This is a genomic window from Pseudomonas sp. KNUC1026, assembly GCF_021650705.1.
Lineage (GTDB): Bacteria > Pseudomonadota > Gammaproteobacteria > Pseudomonadales > Pseudomonadaceae > Aquipseudomonas.
Genome location: NZ_CP087138.1, coordinates 3,123,625 through 3,139,748, shown reverse-complemented (window position 1 = coordinate 3,139,748; position 16,124 = coordinate 3,123,625). Strand labels below are relative to the sequence as shown.

General features: G+C 60.8%; 12 protein-coding genes and 1 pseudogene. 11 read left to right on the top strand and 2 right to left on the bottom strand.

What is annotated here, in order from left to right; all coding sequences use genetic code 11:
- The first annotated feature begins 136 nt into the window (after window positions 1–136).
- The 11 genes and pseudogenes from tig to LN139_RS14425 all read left to right on the top strand — a co-directional run bounded on the left by tig (window position 137) and on the right by LN139_RS14425 (window position 14,828).
- Complete coding sequence (gene tig / locus LN139_RS14475; RefSeq protein ID WP_236354559.1) at window positions 137–1,453, top strand: trigger factor; 1,317 nt, start codon at window positions 137–139, stop codon at window positions 1,451–1,453.
- A gap of 92 nt (window positions 1,454–1,545) precedes the next feature.
- Window positions 1,546–2,184, top strand: a complete 639-nt coding sequence (clpP, locus tag LN139_RS14470; RefSeq protein ID WP_236354558.1) for an ATP-dependent Clp endopeptidase proteolytic subunit ClpP — start codon at window positions 1,546–1,548, stop codon at window positions 2,182–2,184.
- A 106-nt stretch (window positions 2,185–2,290) separates the two neighbouring features.
- Entirely contained in the window at window positions 2,291–3,571 is a 1,281-nt protein-coding gene (gene clpX, locus LN139_RS14465) for an ATP-dependent Clp protease ATP-binding subunit ClpX (RefSeq protein ID WP_236354557.1), read from the top strand.
- Between the two features lie 187 nt (window positions 3,572–3,758).
- A complete protein-coding gene (lon, locus tag LN139_RS14460) occupies window positions 3,759–6,158 on the top strand; it encodes an endopeptidase La (RefSeq protein ID WP_236354556.1) in 2,400 nt (799 codons plus the stop codon).
- 150 nt (window positions 6,159–6,308) lie between these two features.
- On the top strand, window positions 6,309–6,581 hold the full coding sequence (locus tag LN139_RS14455) for an HU family DNA-binding protein (protein WP_236354555.1): 273 nt from the start codon (window positions 6,309–6,311) through the stop codon (window positions 6,579–6,581).
- Between the two features lie 172 nt (window positions 6,582–6,753).
- A complete protein-coding gene (locus tag LN139_RS14450; RefSeq protein ID WP_236354553.1) occupies window positions 6,754–8,628 on the top strand; it encodes a SurA N-terminal domain-containing protein in 1,875 nt (624 codons plus the stop codon).
- A 186-nt stretch (window positions 8,629–8,814) separates the two neighbouring features.
- A complete protein-coding gene (gene cysM / locus LN139_RS14445) occupies window positions 8,815–9,717 on the top strand; it encodes a cysteine synthase CysM (protein WP_236354551.1) in 903 nt (300 codons plus the stop codon).
- Window positions 9,717–11,090: a 23S rRNA (uracil(1939)-C(5))-methyltransferase RlmD gene (rlmD, locus tag LN139_RS14440; RefSeq protein ID WP_236354549.1), complete on the top strand. Its 1,374-nt coding sequence runs from the start codon at window positions 9,717–9,719 to the stop codon at window positions 11,088–11,090. The genes cysM and rlmD overlap by 1 nt, the downstream gene beginning before the upstream one ends.
- 72 nt (window positions 11,091–11,162) lie before the next feature.
- A complete protein-coding gene (gene relA / locus LN139_RS14435; RefSeq protein ID WP_236354547.1) occupies window positions 11,163–13,409 on the top strand; it encodes a GTP diphosphokinase in 2,247 nt (748 codons plus the stop codon).
- Between the two features lie 10 nt (window positions 13,410–13,419).
- Window positions 13,420–14,252 (top strand): annotated as a pseudogene (mazG, locus tag LN139_RS14430) (nucleoside triphosphate pyrophosphohydrolase).
- Window positions 14,253–14,288: 36 nt separating this feature from the next.
- A complete protein-coding gene (locus LN139_RS14425; RefSeq protein ID WP_236354546.1) occupies window positions 14,289–14,828 on the top strand; it encodes a DUF2058 domain-containing protein in 540 nt (179 codons plus the stop codon).
- 145 nt (window positions 14,829–14,973) lie between these two features.
- Here the strand turns inward: LN139_RS14425 and LN139_RS14420 are convergent, their stop codons facing one another.
- Together LN139_RS14420 and LN139_RS14415 are read right to left on the bottom strand one after the other, a co-directional pair.
- Complete coding sequence (locus LN139_RS14420; protein ID WP_236354545.1) at window positions 14,974–15,153, bottom strand: hypothetical protein; 180 nt, start codon at window positions 15,151–15,153, stop codon at window positions 14,974–14,976.
- 254 nt (window positions 15,154–15,407) lie between these two features.
- Window positions 15,408–16,118, bottom strand: a complete 711-nt coding sequence (locus LN139_RS14415) for a DUF3108 domain-containing protein (RefSeq protein ID WP_236354544.1) — start codon at window positions 16,116–16,118, stop codon at window positions 15,408–15,410.
- Window positions 16,119–16,124 lie beyond the last annotated feature (6 nt).

Sequence of the window (16,124 nt, the reverse complement as noted above, 5' to 3'; positions counted from 1 at the left end):
TTTATAGCTGCCCTGAGTGGCTCCTGGCGGGGGTGCTTCATCACAGGGTGACTTCTGGCAAATCACCCTCTAGAATGCTTGCCCTTGATTCTGGGGTCGGAATGGCCGGCTAACGTCTGTGCAACGAGGAATATCCATGCAAGTTTCTGTTGAAAACACTTCCGCGCTCGAGCGCCGCATGACGATCGGCGTGCCCGCCGAGCGCATCGAGACCGAAGTCAACAAGCGTCTGCAACAGACTGCCCGTCGCGCCAAAGTGCCGGGCTTCCGCCCTGGCAAGGTGCCAATGAGCGTAATCCGTCAGCGCTACGAAGACTCCGCCCGTCAGGAAGCCCTGGGCGACCTGATCCAGGCGACCTTCTACGAGGCAGTGGTCGAGCAGAAGCTCAATCCCGCTGGCTCTCCTTCGGTCGAGCCAAAAGTGTTCGAGAAGGGCAAGGACCTGGAATACATCGCTACTTTCGAAGTATTCCCCGAGTTCACCGTTTCGGGCTTCGAGTCGATTCAGGTCGAGCGCCTGAGCGCCGAAGTCGCCGACACCGACCTCGACAACATGCTTGAAGTACTGCGCAAGCAGAACGTTCGCTACGAGGCCGTCGAGCGCGCCGCGCAGGACGAAGACCAGCTGAACATCGACTTCGTCGGCAAGATCGACGGCGAAGCGTTCAATGGTGGTTCGGCCAAGGGCACTCAGCTGGTTCTCGGCTCCGGCCGCATGATCCCCGGCTTCGAAAGCGGCCTGGTGGGCGCCAAGGCAGGTGAAGAACGCGTGCTGAACGTCACCTTCCCCGAGGACTACCAGAACCTCGACCTGGCCAACAAGGCCGCCGAGTTCACCGTTACCGTGAACAGCGTTTCGGCGCCTGAGCTGCCCGAGTTGAACGAAGCGTTCTTCTCCCAGTTCGGCATCAAGGAATCTTCCCTGGAAGGCTTCCGCGCCGAAGTACGCAAGAACATGGAGCGCGAGCTGCGCCAGGCCATCAAGGCCAAGGTCAAGAACCAGGTCATGGACGGTTTGATCGCCACCAACGCGGTCGACGCTCCCAAAGCGCTGCTCAGCAACGAAGTGGATCGCCTGCGCGTTCAAGCGGTGCAGCAGTTCGGCGGCAACATCAAGCCTGAGCAACTGCCGGCCGAGCTGTTCGAAGAGCAAGCCAAACGCCGCGTGGTGCTGGGCCTGATCGTCGCCGAAGTGGTCAAGCAGTTCGACCTCAAGCCTGAGGAAGACCGCGTGCGCGAGCTGATTCAGGAAATGGCCTCGGCCTATCAGGAGCCCGAGCAGGTGGTTTCCTGGTACTACAAGAACGAGCAGCAGCTGAACGAAGTCCGCTCGGTTGTACTCGAAGAGCAAGTTGTAGATACTGTGTTGCAGAAAGCTAGTGTGACTGACAAGTCGGTCTCGTACGAAGAAGCAGTGAAACCGGCCCAGGCACCAGAAGCCGACGCCGAGTAAAAGCCGCAGGAAGCTTCGAGCCTCTCATAAGCCAGCCTTCGCGCTGGCTTATGCGTATTCGAGACGTGACTAATTGGGAGCGAGTGCAGGACATGTCCCGCAATTCTTATTTTCAGAACTCTGACATCCAGGCCGCAGGCGGCCTGGTCCCGATGGTTATCGAGCAATCGGCTCGCGGTGAGCGCGCCTATGACATCTACTCGCGCCTGCTCAAGGAGCGAGTGATCTTCCTGATTGGCCCTGTCGAAGACTACATGGCCAACCTGGTCGCTGCGCAGTTGCTCTTCCTTGAGGCGGAGAACCCGGACAAGGATATCCATCTGTACATCGATTCCCCAGGCGGCTCGGTCACTGCCGGCATGTCGATCTACGACACCATGCAGTTCGTCAAGCCTGACGTTTCCACCACGTGCATCGGCCAGGCCTGCAGCATGGGCGCCTTCCTGCTGGCCGGCGGCGCGGCGGGCAAGCGCCACTGCCTGCCCAACTCCCGCGTAATGATTCACCAGCCGCTGGGTGGTTTTCAGGGCCAGGCCTCGGACATCGAGATCCATGCCAAGGAAATCCTGCACATTCGCGCTCGCTTGAACGAACTGCTGGCTCACCACACCGGCCGCAGCCTCGAAGAAATCGAACGCGACACCAACCGCGACAATTTCATGAGCGCAACTCAAGCGGCCGAGTATGGCCTGGTGGATTCGGTGATCGACAAGCGGCAAATGCCCGCCTGATCTGTACGGCCCGCCATCGGCGGGCTCTGTACACCATGAGCGGGGTTGAAAAACCCCGCGATTGCCTTCATCTTGTGTTTCAAGCCTACCGGATTGGATCGATCGAATGACTGACACCCGCAACGGCGAGGACAACGGCAAACTGCTTTATTGCTCCTTCTGCGGCAAAAGCCAGCATGAAGTGCGCAAATTGATTGCCGGCCCCTCGGTCTTCATCTGCGACGAGTGCGTCGACCTGTGCAACGACATCATCCGCGAGGAGGTGCAGGAAGCGCAGGCCGAGAGCAGCGCTCACAAGCTGCCCTCGCCAAAGGAAATCAGCGGCATCCTGGACCAGTACGTCATTGGCCAGCAACGTGCCAAGAAAGTGCTCGCCGTAGCGGTGTACAACCACTACAAGCGGCTCAACCAGCGTGACAAGAAGGGCGACGAAGTCGAGCTCGGCAAGAGCAACATCCTGCTGATCGGGCCTACCGGCTCGGGCAAGACGCTGCTGGCCGAAACGCTTGCACGCCTGCTCAACGTACCGTTCACCATCGCCGACGCCACCACCCTTACCGAAGCCGGTTACGTGGGCGAGGATGTGGAGAACATCATCCAGAAGCTGCTGCAGAAGTGCGACTACGACGTAGAAAAGGCTCAGATGGGCATCGTCTACATCGATGAGATCGACAAGATTTCGCGCAAGTCTGACAACCCTTCCATCACCCGCGATGTTTCGGGTGAGGGCGTTCAGCAAGCGCTGCTGAAGCTGATCGAAGGCACTGTAGCCTCCGTTCCGCCTCAAGGCGGCCGCAAGCATCCCCAGCAGGAATTCCTGCAGGTCGATACTCGCAATATCCTGTTCATCTGTGGCGGCGCGTTCTCAGGCCTGGAAAAGGTCATTCAGAATCGCTCCACCAAGGGCGGCATCGGCTTTGGTGCGGAAGTTCGCAGCAAGGACGAGGGCAAGAAGGTAGGTGAGTCGCTGCGCGAAGTCGAGCCGGACGATCTGGTCAAGTTTGGCCTCATCCCCGAGTTTGTGGGCCGGCTGCCTGTGCTTGCAACTCTGGATGAACTCGATGAGGCCGCGCTGATCCAGATCTTGACCGAGCCGAAAAACGCACTGTCCAAACAGTACGCCAAGCTGTTCGAGATGGAAGGCGTTGACCTCGAGTTCCGCAGTGACGCGCTCAAGTCCGTGGCACACAAAGCGCTCGAGCGTAAAACTGGCGCCCGTGGCCTTCGTTCTATCCTTGAAGGCGTGCTCCTCGACACGATGTACGAGATCCCCTCGCAGAAAGATGTCAGCAAGGTGGTTATCGACGAGAGCGTGATCGAAGGGACCTCCAAGCCGCTGTTGATCTACGAAAGCGAACCGCAAGCCAAGGCGGCACCCGACGCGTAAGCGGCGGGGCTTGCCGTACAAGGCTGCGAAGCGAACAAGGGGCCGTAAAGGCCCCTTTTTTATTCGTGTGGCAATTGGCTCTTTGGGAAAAGCACGCCCATGCTTGTATTTTTCGAGGCTGGCCCCACATAGAGCCTCATGTCTTTTACCATCTGTTTGCGGCCACGGGCCGCCGTGAGGCGAAACCATGAACAACACCATTGAATTGCCTCTGCTACCTCTGCGTGATGTGGTGGTTTACCCCCACATGGTGATCCCGCTGTTCGTGGGCCGGGAGAAATCGATCGAGGCGCTCGAGGCCGCGATGACCGGCGAAAAGCAGATTCTGCTGCTGGCGCAGCGCAATCCGGGTGACGACGATCCTGATCAGGACGCCCTGTACCGCGTTGGTACGGTGGCTACCGTTTTGCAACTGCTGAAGCTGCCCGACGGCACGGTCAAGGTGTTGGTCGAGGGCGAGCAGCGCGGCGCAGTCGAACGCTTCAAGGAGCAGGATGGCCACATTCGTGCCGAAGTCAGCCTGATCGAGGAAACCGATGCGGCCGAGCGCGAGGCTGAAGTGTTCGTGCGCAGCCTGTTGTCGCAGTTCGAGCAGTATGTGCAACTGGGCAAGAAGGTGCCGTCGGAGGTTCTGACCTCTCTGAACAGCATCGACGAACCGGGCCGGCTGGTCGATACGATGGCCGCGCATATGGCGCTGAAGATCGAGCAGAAGCAGGAGATCCTGGAGATCGTCGACCTGTCGACGCGTGTGGAGCGCGTGCTGGCCTTGCTGGATGCCGAAATCGATCTGCTGCAAGTGGAGAAGCGTATTCGTGGCCGCGTGAAGAAGCAGATGGAGCGCAGCCAGCGGGAGTACTACCTCAACGAGCAGATGAAGGCCATCCAGAAAGAGCTCGGCGATGGCGAAGAAGGCCATAACGAAATCGAAGAGCTGAAAAAGCGTATCGATGCCGCTGGCCTGCCCAAGGATGCCCTGACCAAAGCTCAGGCCGAGCTGAACAAGCTCAAGCAGATGTCGCCGATGTCTGCCGAGGCCACCGTGGTGCGTACCTACATCGATTGGCTGGTGCAGGTGCCCTGGAAGGCGCAAAGCAAGGTGCGTTTGGATCTTGAGCGCGCCGAGACCATTCTTGATGCCGACCACTACGGCCTGGAAGAGGTCAAGGAGCGTATCCTTGAGTACCTCGCCGTGCAAAAGCGTGTGAAGAAAATCCGTGGGCCGGTGCTTTGCCTGGTGGGCCCGCCCGGCGTTGGTAAAACGTCGTTGGCCGAATCCATCGCCTCGGCCACCAATCGCAAATTTGTGCGTATGGCTTTGGGCGGTGTACGCGATGAAGCTGAGATTCGTGGCCACCGGCGCACGTATATCGGCTCCATGCCTGGCCGCCTGATCCAGAAGATGACCAAGGTAGGTGTGCGCAACCCGCTGTTCCTGCTCGACGAGATCGACAAGATGGGCAGCGATATGCGCGGCGATCCCGCGTCGGCATTGCTTGAGGTACTGGACCCTGAGCAGAACCACAATTTCAACGATCATTACCTGGAAGTCGATTACGACCTCTCCGACGTGATGTTCCTCTGCACCTCCAACTCCATGAACATCCCTCCGGCACTGCTGGATCGGATGGAAGTGATCCGCTTGCCGGGTTACACCGAGGACGAGAAGGTCAATATCGCGACCCGCTACCTCGCACCCAAGCAGATCAAAGCCAACGGCCTGAAAAAAGGCGAACTCGAGATCGGTGAAGCGGCGATTCGCGATGTAATCCGTTATTACACCCGCGAAGCCGGCGTACGCGGCCTGGAGCGCCAGATCGCCAAGATCTGCCGCAAGGTGGTCAAGGAGCATGCTGCGAGCAAGCAGTTCTCGGTTCAGGTCACCCCTGATTCGCTCGAACACCTGTTGGGTGTACGCAAGTTCCGTTATGGCCTGGCCGAGCAGCAGGACCAGGTCGGGCAGGTCACCGGGCTTGCCTGGACGCAAGTGGGCGGTGAACTGTTGACCATCGAGGCGGTCGTAGTGCCAGGCGGTAAAGGGCAGTTGATCAAGACCGGCTCGTTGGGTGATGTGATGGGTGAGTCGATCACCGCCGCGCAAACCGTGGTCCGCAGCCGTGCCCGTAGCCTGGGCATTGCATTGGACTTCTTCGAAAAGCGCGACATCCACATTCACATGCCTGAGGGCGCTACGCCCAAGGATGGCCCGAGTGCGGGCATCGGCATGTGCACGGCGCTGGTTTCTGCCTCCACCGGAATTCCGGTACGCGCCGACGTGGCCATGACCGGGGAAATCACCTTGCGTGGCCAGGTGCTGGCGATCGGCGGTTTGAAAGAGAAATTGCTGGCGGCGCACCGGGGTGGGATCAAGACTGTGATCATTCCGGAAGAAAATGTCCGAGACCTGAAGGAAATTCCAGACAATATCAAGCAAGATCTGCAGATCAAGCCCGTTAAATGGATTGACGAAGTCCTGCAGATTGCGCTGCAATACGCGCCGGAGCCCTTGCCGGATGTGGCTCCTGAGATTGTCGCGAAGGAAGACAAGCGCGACGGCGACTCGAAGGAAAGAGTCAGCACGCACTAAAGGTTTTGCGGTAGGCCGGAGCTTTCTTGACAGATTTTTCGAGCACTTGTTATAAAGCCGCTCATTCTGCCGGCGTCAGCTCCGGAAATAGATCCACTGCGTCGAATACATATTTAGAAATAACTCAATAGAGATATAAGGGGACTTAGAGTGAACAAGTCGGAACTGATCGATGCCATCGCCGCATCCGCTGATATCCCGAAAGCTGTTGCTGGCCGTGCGCTGGACGCGGTCATCGAGTCCGTTACTGGTGCCCTGAAGGCCGGTGACTCCGTGGTGCTGGTTGGTTTCGGTACCTTCCAGGTCAAAGAGCGTGCAGAGCGCACTGGCCGCAACCCGCAAACTGGCAAGGCGATCAAGATCAGCGCCGCCAAGATTCCGGGCTTCAAAGCCGGCAAGGGCCTGAAAGACGCGGTCAACTGAGTTTGGCCAGCCAGGCTCCGAGCCTGGCAGCGGAGGCGGCCTTGGCCGCGTGGGGTGGTTCCGAAAGCACTCGCTCCGCGAGTTACCAGAAGGCGCATCCAAACCGGGTGCGCCTTTTTCATATCCGGATTCTGGGCGGCAGCCATGATGGGCTGTCGTTTCTGGGGGAAGCATGCTGCAAAACATCAGGGACAATTCACAAGGGTGGATTGCCAAGACCATCATCGGCCTTATCGTCGTATTGATGGCGCTGACCGGCTTCGAGGCTATCTTCCGGGCAGCTGGCCATAGCCAGGACGCTGCAAAGGTCAATGGTGACGAGATCACTCAGGCCGACCTCAGCCAGGCCGTGGAGATGCAACGGCGCCAGTTGATGCAGAAGCTGGGCAGGGATTTCGACCCCGCGCTGCTGGATGAAAAGCTGCTGCGTGAAGCGGCACTGAAAGGCCTGATCGACCGCAAGCTGCTGTTGCAGGGCGCTCAGGATGCCAAGTTCTCCTTCTCTGAAGGTGCTCTGGATCAGGTCATTCTGCAGACACCGCAGTTTCAGGCTGACGGCAAGTTCAATGCCGACCTGTTCGACCAGCAGATCCGCCAGATGGGCTTCACCCGCTTGCAGTTTCGCGACATGCTGCGCCAGGAAATGCTCATTGCGCAGGTACGCGCCGGGCTTGCCGGCAGTGGTTTCGTGACCGACGCCGATGTCGATGCCTACGCCCGCCTGGACAAGCAGACCCGCGATTTCGCCACCGTCACCTACAAGGCCGACCCGGCCGCGCAGCGTGCCAGCGACGACGAGGTCAAGGCTTACTACGATGCCCACGCCAAGGAATTCATGAGCCCCGACCAGGTGGTGATCGACTACGTGGAGCTCAAGAAGTCTGCGTTTTTCGACAAGGCCACGGTCAGCGACAATGCAATCGCCGAGCAATACCAGAAGGAAATCGCCAACCTGGCCGAACAGCGTGATGCAGCGCACATCCTGGTCGAGGTCAATGACAAGGTCAGCGACGCTGAAGCCAAAGGCAAGATCGAAGCAATCGCCGCACGCCTGGCAAAGGGTGACGATTTCGCTACCGTCGCCCGTGAAGCCTCGCAAGACTCGGGCTCGGCACAACGGGGCGGGGACCTGGGGTACGCTGGCAAGGGCGTCTACGACCCTGCATTCGAAGAGGCGCTTTATGGTCTCAAGCAGGGTGAGGTGTCGCAGCCGGTGCGCAGCCAGTTCGGCTGGCACCTGATCAAGCTGCTGGGTGTTCAGGCGCCGAAGGTGCCGACGCTGGCAAGCCTGAAAGACAAGCTCACCCGCGAACTCAAGAGTCAGCAGGTCGAGCAGTTGTACGTGGACGCGGCCAAGAAGCTGGAAGACTCCGCCTTCGAAGCCTCTGACCTGTCGCAGCCTGCTCAGGAACTGGGCCTGAAAGTGCAGACCTCGCAGCCGATCGGCCGTGACGGCGGCGCCGAGGGTATCACTGCCAACCGGCAGGTGGTGCAAGCTGCGTTCAGCCCTGAAGTACTGGATGAGGGCGCCAACAGTAACGCCATCGAATTGGACCCGGACACCACCGTCGTGGTGCGCGCCAAGGAGCACCGCAAGCCGGAGCAGCTGAGCCTGCAAGCGGTCAGCGAACCGATTCGCAAGGAGCTGGCCCGCGAAAAGGCTGCTGATGCTGCCAAGGCCAAGGGCGACACGTTGATCGCCGGCCTGCGTGACGGCAAGACCGCTCTGGCTGCAAGCCAGGATGGCCAGGCCTGGAAAGTGGTGGAGGCTGCCAGCCGCGGTCAGGATGGCGTCGACCCTAAAGTGCTGCAGCAGGTGTTCCAGATGCCCAAGCCTTCCGAAAAGGGCAAACCGACCTATGCGGGTGTGACCCTCAATGATGGCAGCTACGTTGTAGCGCGCCTGAATGGTGTGAATGAAGGCCCTGCGCCGAGCGCTGAAGAGAAGGACGAGTATCGGCAGTTCCTGGCCTCGCGCCACGGCCAGCAGGATTTCGCCGCCTATCGCAAGCAGCTTGAAGCCCAGGCCAAGATCGATCGGTATTGATCCTGGTTTAACCTTCAAGGCCGTTTCAGCTCATGCTGAAGCGGCCTTTTCATTTTCCGGCCGCCGCCCGCATCACCCCGCCGGCTTATTCCGTAAGGGAATAACCTGCATACATTCGGTGATAGGGGTGGGAGGCGTTTGTCGGTATGATAGGCGCCCTCCGATTACCGGAATTGCGAACACGCCATGACTTTGCAATACCCCACCATCGCCGACTGCATCGGCAATACCCCGCTGGTGCGCCTGCAGCGCATGGGCGCTGGCACCAGCAATACGCTGCTGCTCAAGCTCGAAGGCAACAACCCGGCAGGCTCGGTGAAAGACCGCCCTGCGTTGTCGATGATCGACCGTGCCGAGGCGCGCGGCCAGATCACCCCGGGCGATACCTTGATCGAGGCCACCTCTGGCAATACAGGCATTGCCCTGGCCATGGCTGCTGCCATCAAGGGTTACAAGATGATCCTCATCATGCCGGATAACTCGACTTCCGAGCGCAAGGCCGCGATGGCAGCGTACGGCGCCGAGCTGATCCTCGTCACCCGCGAACAGGGCATGGAGGGCGCACGTGACATGGCCGAGCGCATGCAGCGCGAAGGCCGCGGCAAGGTGCTCGACCAGTTCGGCAACGGCGACAACCCTGAAGCCCATTACCGTGGCACAGGCCCCGAGATCTGGCGGCAAACTGCAGGCAGCATCACCCATTTCGTCAGCTCCATGGGTACCACCGGTACCATCATGGGCAATTCGCGTTACCTCAAGGAACAGAACCCAGCTGTCCAGATCATCGGCCTGCAGCCCACCGAAGGCGCCTCCATCCCAGGCATCCGCCGCTGGCCAGTGGAGTATCTGCCCAGCATTTTCGAAGCCGAACGAGTCGACCGCATTATCGACATGGGCCAGGCCGAAGCTGAAGACATCACCCGGCGCCTGGCGCGGGAAGAGGGCATTTTCTGCGGCGTGTCGTCTGGCGGCGCGGTGGCGGGCATGCTGCGCCTGAACCAGGAGCTGGAGAACGCCGTGATCGTTGCGATCGTCTGCGACCGGGGTGACCGCTACCTGTCCAGCGGCCTGTTCGACGCAGGCGCCTGATGGCACGCAGACCTAGCAGCGGCCTGCGCTTCCAGCCTGCCGGGGGCAGCCGCACTCCCCAGGTGCCTGCCGGGAAAAAGGTGCGCCTGGTGATCGAGCGCCTGGCCGGTGACGGCCGCGGGATCGCTTTCCACGAAGGGCGCACCTGGTTCGTGCTTGGGGCGCTGGCCGGCGAGGAGGTCGAAGCGCGTGTGCTCAATGCTCAGGCCAAGGTGGTAGAGGCTCGTGCCGAGCGCATCCTCACGGCCAGTGAATTGCGCCAGCCACCTGCCTGCCGGCATGCCGGGCATTGTGGCGGGTGCAGCGTGCAGCACTTGCCCCACAACGAACAGCTGGCCTTCAAACAGCGCCAGCTGGCTGAGCAACTGCAGCGTGTGGCAGGGGTTGAGCCCTTGAACTGGGCAGCTCCGCTGGTCAGCCCAGCTTTTGGTTATCGGCGCAGGGCACGTATCGCTGTGCGCTGGGATGTAAAAGCGCGCCAGCTCGAGGTGGGCTTTCGGGCCAGTGCCAGCCAGGCCATTGTCGCGATTCAGGAATGCCCGGTGCTGGTACAACCCTTGCAGCCGATTCTGCTCGAATTGTCCAGTGTCTTGCAGGGCATGAGCAAGCCGCAGGCCATTGGCCACGTCGAGCTGTTCCAGGGTACCGCGATCGCTGTGCTGGTGCGCCATGTGGCGCCGTTGGCTGAAGCCGACCTTGCAGTGCTCGAAGAATCTTGTGAACGCTGGCAGGCCCAGTTGTGGTTGCAGGGCGAAGGTGCACCTTGTGCGCGGGATGCCGATGCGCGGCTGGGCTTTGCATTGCAGCCTTGGGCGCTGGAGCTTGCCTGGCGGCCGGGGGATTTCGTGCAGGTCAATGCGCAGGTCAACGACGCGATGATTGCCCAGGCGCTGGAGTGGTTGGCCGTGAAGCCCGGCGAGCGGGTGCTCGACCTGTTCTGCGGGCTGGGGAATTTTTCATTGCCATTGGCGCGAACCGCCGCACGGGTGGTAGCGGTCGAAGGCGTGGAAGAGATGGTCGAGCGCGCTCGTGGCAATGCCCAGGCCAACGGGCTGGATAATGTAGAGGTGCACCGGGCCGATCTGGCCGCGCCGCTGGCCGATGCGCCCTGGGCGCACGAAGGTTTCGACGCGGTGCTGCTCGACCCGCCTCGCGAGGGCGCCTTCGAGGCGGTGCGTGGCCTGGCCGGCTGCGGCGCGCAGCGGCTTGTGTATGTGTCATGCAATCCGGCCACATTGGCACGGGATGCGGTGGAATTGCTCAAACAGGGTTATCGTTTGCACAGGGCCGGGGTGCTCGACATGTTTCCTCAAACCTCCCATGTCGAGGCCATGGCGTTATTCGAAAAGCGCAGGGATGCGCGGATGATCTGACTGGCCCAGAGAGCCACTGGGCCCGTGAATATTGGCAAGGCCGCGAGCCTTGCCGTAGGGAAGGTAAGCAACATGGTACAGGTGAGAGCAGAGCAGCCGATCAATACCGACGGCAGCATCAACCTCGATGCATGGCTCGATCATATCGTGAGCGTCGACGCGGCCCTGGACCGCGAAGCGCTCAAGGTGGCGTGCGAATTCACCCGCAGCCTCGATCAGCAGGATCCATCGGCCAAGGAAAGCTGGGCCGATGGCACCTCCAGTTTCCAGGCGGGCCTGGAAATGGCCGAAATCCTCGCAGACCTGAAGCTGGATCAGGATTCGTTGGTCGCTGCCGTGCTCTATCGCTCCGTGCGCGAGGGCAAGGTGTCCATCGCGCAGGTGGGCGAGCGCTTCGGTTCGGTGGTGGCCAAACTGGTTGATGGCGTGCTGCGCATGGCGGCCATCAGCGCCAGCCTCAGCCCGCGCCAGTCGGCGGTGCTTGGCACCCAGGTGCAGGTGGAGAACCTGCGCAAGATGCTGGTGGCCATGGTCGACGATGTGCGAGTGGCGTTGATCAAGCTTGCCGAGCGCACCTGTGCCATTCGCGCGGTCAAGGGCGCCACAGAAGAAAAGCGCCAGCGCGTCGCCCGCGAGGTGTTCGACATCTATGCCCCACTTGCCCATCGCCTTGGTATCGGCCACATCAAGTGGGAGCTGGAAGACCTTTCGTTCCGTTACCTGGAGCCTGATCAGTACAAACAGATCGCCAAGCTGTTGCATGAACGGCGGCTGGACCGCGAGCGCTTCATCAACGACGTTATGGGCCAGCTTCGCCAGGAACTGCAAGCCACCGGCGTGCACGCCGACATCAGTGGGCGCGCCAAGCACATCTATTCGATCTGGCGCAAAATGCAGCGCAAGGGCCTTGAGTTCAGCCAGATCTACGACGTCCGTGCGGTGCGTGTGCTGGTGCCGGAAGTGCGTGACTGCTACACCGCATTGGGGATCGTGCATACCTTGTGGCGGCACATTCCCAAAGAGTTCGACGACTATATCGCCAACCCCAAGGAAAACGGCTACCGCTCCCTTCACACGGCGGTGATCGGCCCGGAAGGCAAGGTGCTCGAGGTGCAGATCCGCACCCAGACCATGCACGAAGAGGCCGAGCTGGGTGTTTGTGCGCACTGGCGCTACAAGGGCACTGACGTCAAGCCCAGCTCCAGCCATTACGAAGAGAAAATCTCCTGGCTGCGTCAGGTGCTGGAGTGGCACGAGGAGTTGGGCGATATCGGCGGGCTTGCCGATCAGTTGCGTGTGGACATCGAGCCAGACCGCGTCTACGTGTTCACCCCCGATGGCCACGCCATCGACCTGCCCAAGGGTGCCACTCCGCTGGATTTCGCCTACCGCGTGCACACCGAGATCGGCCATAACTGCCGCGGCGCCAAGATCAACGGGCGCATCGTGCCCTTGAACTACAGCCTGCAGACCGGCGAGCAGGTGGAGATCATCACCAGCAAGCACGGTAACCCCAGCCGCGATTGGCTCAACCCCAACCTGGGCTATGTGACCACCTCGCGTGCGCGAGCCAAGATCGTGCACTGGTTCAAGCTGCAGGCGCGTGACCAGAACGTCGCCGCAGGCCGCACATTGCTCGAGCGTGAGCTTGCCAGGCTCGACCTGCCTCAGGTGGACTACGAGCGGCTCGCCGAAAAAACCAACCTGCGCAGCGCCGAAGACATGTTTGCGGCATTGGGGGCAGGCGACCTGCGCCTGGCTCCGGTGGTCAACAGCGCGCAGCAACTGGTCGAGCCTGAGCGCCAGCCGGAGCCTGCCGATCTCATCACCCGCCGCCAGGGCAGCCTGCCTCGAGGCGGCAAACGCGGTGATATCCAGATCCAGGGTGTGGGCAACCTGATGACCCAGATCGCCGGGTGCTGCCAGCCATTGCCGGGCGACCCGATCGTGGGCTACATCACCCAGGGCCGTGGTGTGAGCATCCACCGCCAGGATTGTGCCTCGGTGCTGCAGCTGAGCGGCCGCGAGCCTGAGCGCATCATTCAGGTCAGCTGGGGGCCTGTGCCGGTGCTCACCTACCCGGTGGACATCCTGATCCGCGCCTACGACCGCTCCGGGCTGTTGCGCGATGTCTCCCAGGTGCTGCTCAACGAGCGCCTGAACGTGCTGGCGGTCAATACCCGCTCGAACAAGGAAGACAACACTGCGACCATGTCGCTGACCATCGAGATCCCTGGCCTGGATGCCCTTGGCCGTTTGCTGGGGCGTATTTCCCAGTTGCCGAACATCATCGAGGCGCGGCGCCAGCGCACTACCTGAAGGAACACCGATGTATCGACTCGACGACCTGCTTTATCTGATGGCGCGCCTGCGTGACCCAGCTCACGGGTGCCCGTGGGATCTCAAGCAGGATTGGCGCAGTATCGTGCCGCACACCATCGAAGAGGCCTATGAGGTTGCCGATGCCATCGAGCAGGGCGATTTCGACCAGGTGCGCGGTGAGCTGGGCGACCTGCTGTTCCAGGTGGTGTATTACGCGCAGCTGGCTCGCGAAGAGGGGCGTTTCGACTTCGAAGCGGTGGTCGACGGCATTACCGCCAAGCTGGTACGCCGCCATCCGCATGTCTTTCCCACCGGGGATCTCCATGCGCCGCTGGATACCCCCAAGCTCGACGAAACCCAGGTCAAGAGTCGCTGGGAGGAAATCAAAGCCCAGGAACGCGCCGAAAAAGCTGCAGCGCCCGAACAGCTCTCGTTGCTCGATGATGTGCCTGCTGCACTCCCTGCGCTTTCACGTGCCGCCAAGCTGCAAAGCGCGCTTCGGCCGTGGGTTTCGACTGGCCTGCCGCGCTGCCGGTGGTAGACAAGGTCCGCGAGGAGCTCGACGAAGTTCTGCAAGCCATCGCCGGCGATGACCCCGAAGCCATGGCCGAGGAGCTGGGCGACCTGCTGTTCAGCGTGGTCAACCTGGCCCGCCACCTCAAGGCTGATCCCGAACACGCCCTCCGCCAGGCCAACGCCAAGTTCGAGCGGCGCTTTCGCCGTATCGAACAGGCGTTGCGCGAACAGGGCAAGGCCGTGGAAGATTGCAGCCTGCAAACCCTGGATGCGCTGTGGGCCCAGGCCAAGCGCCAGGAAAAGAACACTCCCGCGTGTGGCTGAAGCCGCCGCACTCAGTATGAGCAAGGTAACGAAACGATGAGCCTCTCTCTTCGCGATCAATTGTTGAAAGCCGGCCTGGTCAACCAGAAGCAGGTCAAGCAGGTCAACAAGGACCAGAAAAAGCAGCAACGCCTGGAGCACAAGGGCCAGGCGGAAAAAGACGACACTCAGCAGCGTATCGCCCGAGAAGCGGCCGCTGAAAAGGCCCAGCGTGATCTGGAGCTCAATCGGCAGGTGCAGGAAAAGGCAGAGGCCAAGGCGCGTGCGGCTCAGGTCAAGCAATTGATCGAAGCAACACGCCTGCCCAAGCTCACCACCGACGATTACTACAACTTCGTCGACGACAAGAAGGTCAAGCGCCTGTCGGTCAACAGCCTGATGCGCAGCAAACTGAGCAACGGCCATTTGGCGATCGTGCATCACGGCGGTGGGTATGAAGTGGTGCCACGTGAGGCGGCCCTGAAAATCCAGGAACGCGACCCCAAGCGCATCGTCTCGCTCAACGATCAGGTCGAAGAAATCGACGCTGACGATCCGTACGCTGCGTACAAGATCCCTGACGACCTGATGTGGTAAGCCCGCATTTGCAACTGTAAGTGCAGGCTGCGACGGGCGACGCACTTGCAACTGTGGGAGGCCGGCTTCGCCGGGCGACGGTCGCGCTGAATCACTCGCCTCGTCTCGTCGCGCGGCAGGGCCGCCCTCCCACGGATTCCATCACCTAGGCGTGATGCTGCTGCTCTTGCGCTTCGAGTTCCTGGCGGTAGGCGTCAGCCTGGCTCTCTTCGTGGAAGATGCCGACCAGCAAGTCTTGCTGGTAGACGTCCCACAGCCGAGTGCCAGCGGCAACAGCTTCATGGGATTTATGCGAATCGTCTCGTTCGGTTACTCGTACGGTCATTCTGCATTTCCTCTGATAACGGGTCTGTGTCAGATGTGTGCACGTCTTCGTTATAGAGTTTGTTAGCGAGCTACGTAAACCGCGCGGGCCTGCAAGGGTGTTTTACGTTTTTCAAGACAATCGTACAGGCCGCGGTTCATGCGGGGTGCGGCAGAGTGTCGCAGCCGGTTCGCTTTCGTGAACAATCGTTCATCTGCCGCCCAGAAACGAAAAAACCGGGCCTGAGCCCGGTTTTCCAGAAACAACAACGCGGCCTAGCTGCCTTTTACCGCTTTGCCGTCAACGGTGCCGTCCTGCAGCATGATGGTGTATTCCTTGCCATCCGTTTCGGTTTGCTGCAGTTGCACCAGCAAGTAATCCCAATCCTTGGCAAACCACATCACCGTGGTGCGCTTGGTCTGGCTGGGGTCACGCACGCGCTCGACCTTGATGGCATCGACCACGCCAGCCTTGGTGGTGACTTTTTCCGAGCCCAGTACGCGGAAGTCGTAGGTGTCGACTTCGTCACCGTCGACGACCTGGTAGCTCATGCTCTTCTTGCCAGCAGCGACATCTTCCTGAAGAGCCACCTGGTAGCTGGACTTGTCCAGCACGCCACCGTTGAGCGGCAGGGTGATCGGGTCACCCCGATCATTGCCGGTGATCTTCTTGGCAGCCCAGTCGAACGTCAGGTTGACGCTCTTGCTTTTGCCCAGGCCGCCGCGCTCGTAGGTGTAGCTCACGGGCTGCACGGTGCCTTTGTCGAACTTGAAGGTGCTGTTTTCGCTGAGGCTGGCGATCATCATCGAAGCCTTGAAGGCCAGGTTCCAGCTGCCGTCGGCGTTGGCCTTGAGGCTTCGCTCGGCGGTGCCGCTCATGGGCAGTTGTTTCCAGTCGGCTGTGTAGCTGGCGCTGAAGGGCTTCAGGTCAGCGGCTTGAGCCAGGGGCGCGAGCAGCGCGCAGGCGAGTAACAGGGCACGGCGCATAGGTTC

Excerpts from the sequence above, each read along its gene's own strand:
- tig (WP_236354559.1), top strand. The coding sequence starts at position 137 with ATGCAAGTTTCTGTTGAAAACACTTCCGCGCTCGAGCGCCGCATGACG.
- clpP (WP_236354558.1), top strand. The coding sequence starts at position 1,546 with ATGTCCCGCAATTCTTATTTTCAGAACTCTGACATCCAGGCCGCAGGC.
- clpX (WP_236354557.1), top strand. The coding sequence starts at position 2,291 with ATGACTGACACCCGCAACGGCGAGGACAACGGCAAACTGCTTTATTGC.
- lon (WP_236354556.1), top strand. The coding sequence starts at position 3,759 with ATGAACAACACCATTGAATTGCCTCTGCTACCTCTGCGTGATGTGGTG.
- LN139_RS14450 (WP_236354553.1), top strand. The coding sequence starts at position 6,754 with ATGCTGCAAAACATCAGGGACAATTCACAAGGGTGGATTGCCAAGACC.
- cysM (WP_236354551.1), top strand. The coding sequence starts at position 8,815 with ATGACTTTGCAATACCCCACCATCGCCGACTGCATCGGCAATACCCCG.
- rlmD (WP_236354549.1), top strand. The coding sequence starts at position 9,717 with ATGGCACGCAGACCTAGCAGCGGCCTGCGCTTCCAGCCTGCCGGGGGC.
- relA (WP_236354547.1), top strand. The coding sequence starts at position 11,163 with ATGGTACAGGTGAGAGCAGAGCAGCCGATCAATACCGACGGCAGCATC.
- LN139_RS14425 (WP_236354546.1), top strand. The coding sequence starts at position 14,289 with ATGAGCCTCTCTCTTCGCGATCAATTGTTGAAAGCCGGCCTGGTCAAC.
- LN139_RS14420 (WP_236354545.1), bottom strand. The coding sequence starts at position 15,153 with ATGACCGTACGAGTAACCGAACGAGACGATTCGCATAAATCCCATGAA.
- LN139_RS14415 (WP_236354544.1), bottom strand. The coding sequence starts at position 16,118 with ATGCGCCGTGCCCTGTTACTCGCCTGCGCGCTGCTCGCGCCCCTGGCT.